Raw genomic sequence first — 7,120 nt, 5'->3', positions numbered from 1 at the left:
GGCCGGGGGGGGCCCGGGGGGGGGCGGCGGGGGGGGGGGGCCCGGGGGGGACCGGGGGTGGGGCGGTCGGTCCGGCGCAGGAAGTCGGCCGGGCCGACTTCCTGCGCCGGGGCTTCGGGGTTTATGTAGACCGGTCGGTCTATTCGCTGGCGGGGGGAGGCGTGGAATATGTCGGTCGGTCTACAGAGTGGGGGCGAATCAGTAGACCGGTCGTCATAATCCGGCCCGTGGCGGGCAGGGGGTGTGGGGTCTGCGTGGAGGGTGGGGCGGGGGTGGGGCGCGGGGCGGGTGGGGTGTGCACGGGGCAAAGGGGTCTGCGTGGAGCGTGGGTGTGGGCGGTGCACGGGGTGGGTGAGGTGTGCACGGGGCGCGGGGCGCGTGAGGGCTGCGGCGCACGCGGGGTGGGGGCGGGCGGCGTGGTCCTCATCGGCGGCGGCGCGCCTGCCAGCCGGCGCCCGCGCCGAGCGCGACGACCAGCGCGAGCCCGGCGCCCACCCCGAGAGCGGGCCCGCTCGGGGACGTCCGGGCGGCGCTCGCGTTCTCCGTGGGGCGCTCGCCCTCGTCGGGCGCGCCGGCCGCGCCGAGCTGGTCGGCACACCCGGCGCGCGGGTACCCGGCGATGGCGCAGAGCAGGCCGTTCCCGTCGTACCGCAGCGGCGGGGCGACGGTGGCCAGCACCTCCGCGGAACTCGCCCGCGGCGCGACGACCGCGCACGCGGTGCGCGGAGCCGGCGGGGTCTCGCCGCCGGAAGCCTCCGCGGCGAAGCCGAAGTCCAGGACCACGGCCACCCGCTTGCGCCCGCCCTCGGCCGGCGTCCCGGCGCAGATCGCCTCGAAGCCCCCGGCCGCGGCGGGCCGCGCGGCCTCCCGCCCGCCGTCCGGGCTGACGGCGAACCGCCAGCCGTCCACCGCCCCGTCCGCCGGGACGTGCACGGCCGGCCCCTGCTGCTGGTAGGTCCAGCCGCCGTCGGACCACCGCCAGAACGACCAGTACCGGTACCCGGCGGCCTCCGCCGGCGCCGCCCCGAGCACGAGCAGGATCAGCACCCCGGTGATCACCCCGGCCGCGAACCGCACGGCCGCCCGCGCGACCCGCCGCCGGGCCTCGGACCTGGCGTCGGCGGCGGCACTGCCGGCGGCACTCACGGCGGCACTCACGGCGGCGTCCGGCGGGGCCGGCCGCGGGGCCCGGCCGGAGTGGGTCACAGCTTCGCGCCGCGCTTGCGCTGGAGGCTCAGCAGGAGGCCGCCGCCGACGCCGATCAGCAGGCCGATGCCGAGCGGCCAGTACTTGTTGAGACTGCCGCCGTCGTCCTTCTTCGCGGGCGCGGAGGAGTTCGCCGGGGCGGACGCGCCGCCGGTGGCCTTGGGCGCCGGGCCGAGCGCGGTCAGCTGCTTGACCAGGTCGGTCCCGCCGAACGCGGCCGGGTCGCGCTGCGCGGCCTGGGCGACCAGCACCAGCGTGGCGGTGGCGGCGGCGTCGGTGCCGCCCTTCGTCCAGCTGCCGCCCTCCTTGGCCAGCCAGTCGACGGCGCCCGCGGCCTGCTGCGGGTGGCCGCCCTGCACCAGGCCCAGCGAGGCCCAGGCGGTGGCCGCGTAGTCGGGGGCGGGAGCGGCGCCGGGCAGGGCCAGCGTCAGGTGCCCGCCGCCCGCAGCGAGCTGTGCGGTGAGGTACGCGCCCGCCGCCTCGCCGGAGTCGGCGCGCGGCACGGCGGTGGCGGTGGCGCCGGCGGTGGCGCCGGCCGTGGCGCCGCCCTCCGGGCAGGCCAGGGCCTTGGGCGCGGCGTCGGTGCGGTTGGTGTTGGCCACCGGCAGCCGGCCGCCGGCGGCGGCGAGCGAGGCCTGACCGCTCGCCAGGCCGTTGGCCGCCGCCGGAGTGCCGTCCGGCGAGGTCTGGTAGACGAAGCCGCCGCGCTGCTCGGCGGGGGCGGCGCAGCCCAGCTGGAAGACGGCGAGCCCGTCGAAGGCGCTCCGGCCGGCCTTGGCGACGGTCGCCGGGTCGGTCCTGGCGGCGATCAGCGCGTTGACGGCGAGGCCGGTCGAGTTGGCGTCGCCCGGGTTGCCCGGGTTGTAGGCCCAGCTGCCGTCCGCGTTCTGGTTGGCCTTGAACCACTGGACGCCCTTGTCCACGGCGTCCTGGTGCCCGCCGAGGGCGACCAGGGCCTGGACCGCGACGGCGGTCGCGTTGCTGTCCTCGGTCGCGGGGTCGCACGCGGCCGCGGCGTCGGCCCGGTACGAGGGCCAGCCGCCGTCCGCGCACTGCTGGCCGGTGAGCCAGGCGACGGCGGAGTCGGCCGGGGTCACCTTGGCGGCGGTCAGCGCGGTCAGCGCGAGCGCCTGCCGCCAGACGCCGTCGTAGGTCGGGTCGCCCTTGCCGTACAGGCCGTCGGGGACCGCGGCGGCGGAGGCCGTGCCGGCGCCGGGGGTGTCGGCCAGGGCCGGGGCGGCGGCGGTGCCCGTGAGCAGCGCGGCGGTCAGGGCGGCGGCGCCCAGGCGGGCGGCGGTCAGCATGATCGGAGGTGTGCCTTTCGGTGCGCGGGTGCCGGCCCGGTCGGGCCGTTCCGTAGTCCTCGACGGTTGCCCGGCGGAGGTCCGCCGCGCGCGGGGCCGCTCGCCCCCTCCCCGGGCACTCCGAATCGCCCGGCGGACGGGCGCCGGGCTCACGGTTGCGGGGTCAGCGCCGGATTCGCACCGGCTTTCCCCGGAGGAGGGGCGGATGGAGTTGTCCTGCGCGTCGACTCTAGCCGCCGGGCGCGGCGCCCGGATGCGGTGCGGGTGAGAACAGGTTCCAGTTGGACCCCGCCTCAGGGCAGCGTGAGCAACCGGGCCGCCGTGTGCAGGTCGGCCCGCACCTCGGCGAGCGAGGCGCGGCCGGAGAGCCAGGCGACCAGCGCCGCGTGCCAGGTGTGCTCGATCACCCGGACGGCGGCGCGCTGCGCCTCGGTGGGCGGTCCGGACTGCCCGATGGCGTCCAGGATGAGCTGTCCGGTGGCGGCGGAGACCCGGTCCACCTCGGCGCTCACCGAGCGGTCGGCGAAGGACAGCGCGCGGACCATCGCCTCGGCCAGCAGCGGTTCGCGCTGCAGCGCGTGGAACGCCCGGGTGAGCGCCTCGGCGACCCTCGGCGCCGGCTCCGGCTCGGTCGGCGGGTGCCGTCGGACCTGCTCCTGCAGGCCGCGCAGCTGCTCCAGCATCACCGCGACCAGCAGGTGCACCTTGGACGGGAAGTACCGGTAGAGCGTGCCCAGGGCCACCTGCGCGCCCTCCGCGACCTCCCGCATCTGGACGGCGTCGTACCCGCCGCGCGCCGCCAGCGCGGTCGCGGTCCGCAGGATCCGCCGCCGCCGTTCGGCCTGCCGGGCGGTGAGCGGCGGGTCCTGCGGCGCGGGCGAGCCCACCGGGGACGACGGGGCCGGCGGCGGCTGCGCCGGGGGCGACGGCAGGGCCGGCGGGGACGGGGGTGAGGGCGGTGACGACGGTGACGGCAAGGACGCTCCCGGGCGTGGCGCGAATCACCAGCCCTGGATCCTGAGCGGAAGCTACGGGCCGGTATCTTCGAGGTCTCTCATTGTTCACATGGTCACCGGTGGACTCCACACCCACTGAAACCTGATCTACTTTACCGACCGGCAGCACAGACAGCAGCAGAGATGAGGGCCGACGATGACCGCGCAGCCGCTGCGGATTGCCCTGCTCTCGTACCGCGGCGACCCGTTCTGCGGCGGCCAGGGCGTATACGTACGGCACCTCTCCCGTGAGCTGGCCCGGCTCGGCCACCACGTGGACGTCATCGGAGCCCAGCCCTACCCCGTCCTGGACGGGGTCGAGGGGCCGGGCTCGGTCCGGCTGGTCGAGCTGCCCAGCCTGGACCTCTACCGGGCCGACGACCCCTTCCGCACCCCGGCCCGCGAGGAGTACCGGGGGCCGGTGGACGTCCTGGAGTACCTGACCATGCGCACCGGCGGCTTCCCCGAGCCGCTGACCTTCTCACTGCGCGCCCGCCAGTACCTGGCCGGCCACCGCGGCCGCTACGACGTCGTGCACGACAACCAGACCCTCGGCTACGGCCTGCTCGGCCTCGGCCGGCACGGCTTCCCGCTGGTCACCACGATCCACCACCCGATCACCGTGGACCGCCAGGTCGAGCTGGACGCGGCCACCAGCCGGCTCAGGCGGCTGTCGCTGCGCCGCTGGTACGCCTTCACCCGGATGCAGCGCCGGGTCGCCGCCCGGCTGGACCACATCATCACCGTCTCCGGCACCTCCCGGCGCGAGATCGTCGAGCACCTGGGCGCCGCGCCGCACGCCGTCTCGGTGGTGCCGATCGGCGCCGACACCCGGCTCTGGTCGCCGTCCGACACGATCGCCCGGGTGCCCGGACGGATCGTCACCACCTCCAGCGCGGACGTCCCGCTGAAGGGCCTGGTGCACCTGGTCGGGGCGCTGGCCAAGGTGCGCACCGAACGGGACGCGCACCTGGTCGTGGTCGGCAAGCCGCAGAAGGAGGACGGGCCGATCGCCCGCGCGGTGCGCGCCTTCGGGCTGGAGCGCCACATCGAGTTCCGGCACGGCCTGACCGACCAGGAGCTGGTGGACCTCTACCGCTCGGCCGAGGTGGCCTGCGTGCCGTCGCTGTACGAGGGCTTCTCGCTGCCGGCCGCCGAGGCGATGGCCACCGGCACCCCGCTGGTCGCCACCACCGGCGGGGCGATCCCCGAGGTCGCCGGCCCGGACGGGGAGAGCTGTCTGGCGGTGCCCCCGGGCGACCCGGACGCGCTCGCGTCGGCTCTCGGCCGGCTGCTGGACGACCCGGAGCTGCGCGCGGCGCTCGGCGCGGCGGGCCGGGAGCGGGTGCTGACCCGGTTCACCTGGGCGCGCGCGGCCGAGCTGACCGTCGAGGGCTACCGGGCCGCGATCGCCACCGGCGCCGGGAGCGCGGCCCGCTCCGGGCCGGGCTGGCGCTACGTGGCCTGACGGCGTCCCCGGTGACCGGCCAGGCGGCGACCGGCCAGGCGGCGACCTGCCGAGTGGTGGTGACCTGCCGAGTGGTGGTGACCTGCCGAGTGGTGGTGACCGGCCGCATCCGTCTTCCGGTGGTGCGCGCCACCCCGCCCGCCCCGCACGCACACCGTGCGCCCCGCGATTTCTCTGACTCGGCGTCAGGAACCTTGGGTACCGAAGGAATGGGAGTCCGCAGTGCTGACCGTTGATTTCTCGCGCTTCCCGCTCGCCCCCGGCGACCGGGTGCTCGACCTGGGCTGCGGCGGGGGGCGGCACGCGTTCGAGTGCTACCGGCGCGGGGCCAACGTGGTCGCCCTCGACCAGAACGCCGAGGAGATCGCCGAGGTCCGGAAGTGGTTCGCCGCCATGGAGCAGGCGGGCGAGGCGCCCGAGGGCGCGTCCGCGGTCGCGATCGAGGGCAACGCCCTGGCCCTGCCCTTCGAGGACGACCACTTCGACAAGATCATCATCTCCGAGGTGATGGAGCACATCCCGGACGACAAGGGCGTGCTCAACGAGATGTTCCGGGTCCTCAAGCCCGGCGGCCTGCTCGCCGTCACCGTGCCGCGCTGGCTGCCCGAGAAGATCTGCTGGGCGCTCTCCGACGAGTACCACGAGGTCGAGGGCGGCCACATCCGGATCTACCGGGGCGACGAGCTGCTCGACAAGCTCAAGGACGCCGGCCTGGAGCCGTACGGCACCCACCACGCGCACGCCCTGCACTCGCCGTACTGGTGGATCAAGTGCGCGGTCGGCGTCGACAACGACAAGTCGCTGCCGGTCAAGGCCTACCACCAGCTGCTGGTCTGGGACATCGTCGGCACCCCCGTCATCAGCACCCTCACCAAGGCCGCCGAACGGGCGCTCAACCCCGTCATCGGCAAGAGCTTCGTCGCCTACGCCGCCAAGCCGCACCGGCCCGGGGCGGGGCGCGGTGCGGGGCGCGGTGCGGCGGACCCGGCCGCGGGCGGGGCGGAGTGACCGCCGCCGTCCCGGAGGCCCTGCTGCTCGACGGGGTGCTCGACGCCGAACAGGCCGCCGGCACCGTCCGCAGCATCCTCGCCGAACAGCAGCCCGACGGCGCCATACCGTGGTTCCGCGGCCACCACCTCGACCCCTGGGACCACACCGAGGCGGCGATGGCGCTGGACACGGCCGGCGAGCACGCCGCCGCCGAGGCCGCCTACCGCTGGCTGGCCGGGCGTCAGAACCCGGACGGCTCCTGGTACGCCGCCTACGCCTACGGGCAGCCGGAGCACGCCGACGGCGCGGTCAGCAACGCCGCCAAGGAGACCAACTTCTGCGCCTACGTCGCCGTCGGCGTCTGGCACCACCACCTCTCCACCGGCGACGACGCCTTCCTGGAGTGGATGTGGCCGACCGTCCGGCGCGCGCTGGACTTCATCGTGGCCCAGCGGCTGCCCGGCGGCCCGATCGCCTGGCGGGTGGACGAGCACGGCGCGGCCACCGACGAGGCGCTGCTCACCGGCTCGTCCAGCATCCTGCACGCGCTGCGCTGCGGACTGGCCGTCGCCGACTACCTGGAGGAGCCGCAGCCCGACTGGGAGCTCGCGGCCGGCCGGCTGCGGCACGCCGTCGCCCACCATCCCGAGCGGTTCCTCGACAAGGACCGCTACTCGATGGACTGGTACTACCCGGTGCTCGGCACCGCGCTGCGCGGTCCGGCCGCGCTGGAGCGGATCGCCGAGGGCTGGGACCGCTTCGTCGTCCCCGGCCTCGGGGTGCGCTGCGTCAGCGACCGCCCCTGGGTCACCGGCGGCGAGAGCGCCGAGCTGGCCCTGGCGCTCTGGGCGGTCGGCGAGTCCGACCGCGCGGTGGACATCCTGCGCTGGATCCAGAAGCACCTGCGGCACGAGGACGGCTCGTACTGGACCGGGTACGTCTTCGAGGACGACGCGATCTGGCCCGAGGAGCGCACCACCTGGACGGCGGGCGCGCTGCTGCTCGCGGTCGCGGCGCTCGGCGGCGACCCGGCGACGGTGGCGGTGTTCGGCGGCGAGGAGCTGCCGGCCGGGCTGGTCGTCCAGGACTGCTGCTGACCGCCGGGCCCGCCGACGGCGAAGGGGTGGGACCGGATCTCTCCGGTCCCACCCCTTCGC

Annotated in this window: 6 protein-coding genes and 1 riboswitch; of the genes, 3 read left to right on the top strand and 3 right to left on the bottom strand. The window is 76.1% G+C overall.

From position 1 onward, the window contains the following. Positions 1 to 423 precede the first annotated feature (423 nt). The 3 genes from ACFVFS_RS36005 to ACFVFS_RS35995 all read right to left on the bottom strand — a co-directional run bounded on the left by ACFVFS_RS36005 (position 424) and on the right by ACFVFS_RS35995 (position 3,397). Positions 424 to 1,158: an SCO2322 family protein gene (locus tag ACFVFS_RS36005; protein ID WP_380629159.1), complete on the bottom strand. Its 735-nt coding sequence runs from the start codon at positions 1,156 to 1,158 to the stop codon at positions 424 to 426. A 44-nt stretch (positions 1,159 to 1,202) separates the two neighbouring features. After that, on the bottom strand, positions 1,203 to 2,510 hold the full coding sequence (locus ACFVFS_RS36000) for a hypothetical protein (RefSeq protein WP_380629158.1): 1,308 nt from the start codon (positions 2,508 to 2,510) through the stop codon (positions 1,203 to 1,205). A gap of 113 nt (positions 2,511 to 2,623) precedes the next feature. Then, a riboswitch (cobalamin riboswitch) is annotated at positions 2,624 to 2,701 on the bottom strand. A gap of 102 nt (positions 2,702 to 2,803) precedes the next feature. After that, complete coding sequence (locus ACFVFS_RS35995; protein WP_380629157.1) at positions 2,804 to 3,397, bottom strand: TetR family transcriptional regulator; 594 nt, start codon at positions 3,395 to 3,397, stop codon at positions 2,804 to 2,806. Positions 3,398 to 3,662: 265 nt separating this feature from the next. Between ACFVFS_RS35995 and ACFVFS_RS35990 the strand changes: the two genes are divergently transcribed. From ACFVFS_RS35990 to ACFVFS_RS35980, 3 genes are all read left to right on the top strand, one after another. After that, positions 3,663 to 4,973: a glycosyltransferase family 4 protein gene (locus ACFVFS_RS35990; protein WP_380629156.1), complete on the top strand. Its 1,311-nt coding sequence runs from the start codon at positions 3,663 to 3,665 to the stop codon at positions 4,971 to 4,973. Positions 4,974 to 5,195: 222 nt separating this feature from the next. Beyond that, on the top strand, positions 5,196 to 5,981 hold the full coding sequence (locus ACFVFS_RS35985; protein ID WP_380629154.1) for a class I SAM-dependent methyltransferase: 786 nt from the start codon (positions 5,196 to 5,198) through the stop codon (positions 5,979 to 5,981). Then, on the top strand, positions 5,978 to 7,060 hold the full coding sequence (locus tag ACFVFS_RS35980; protein WP_380629152.1) for a prenyltransferase: 1,083 nt from the start codon (positions 5,978 to 5,980) through the stop codon (positions 7,058 to 7,060). The genes ACFVFS_RS35985 and ACFVFS_RS35980 overlap by 4 nt, the downstream gene beginning before the upstream one ends. Positions 7,061 to 7,120 lie beyond the last annotated feature (60 nt).

The organism is Kitasatospora sp. NPDC057692 (assembly GCF_042799475.1).
GTDB lineage: Bacteria > Actinomycetota > Actinomycetes > Streptomycetales > Streptomycetaceae > Kitasatospora.
Note: the sequence above shows the minus strand (reverse complement) of the source record. Positions and strands in the feature narration are given on the sequence as shown.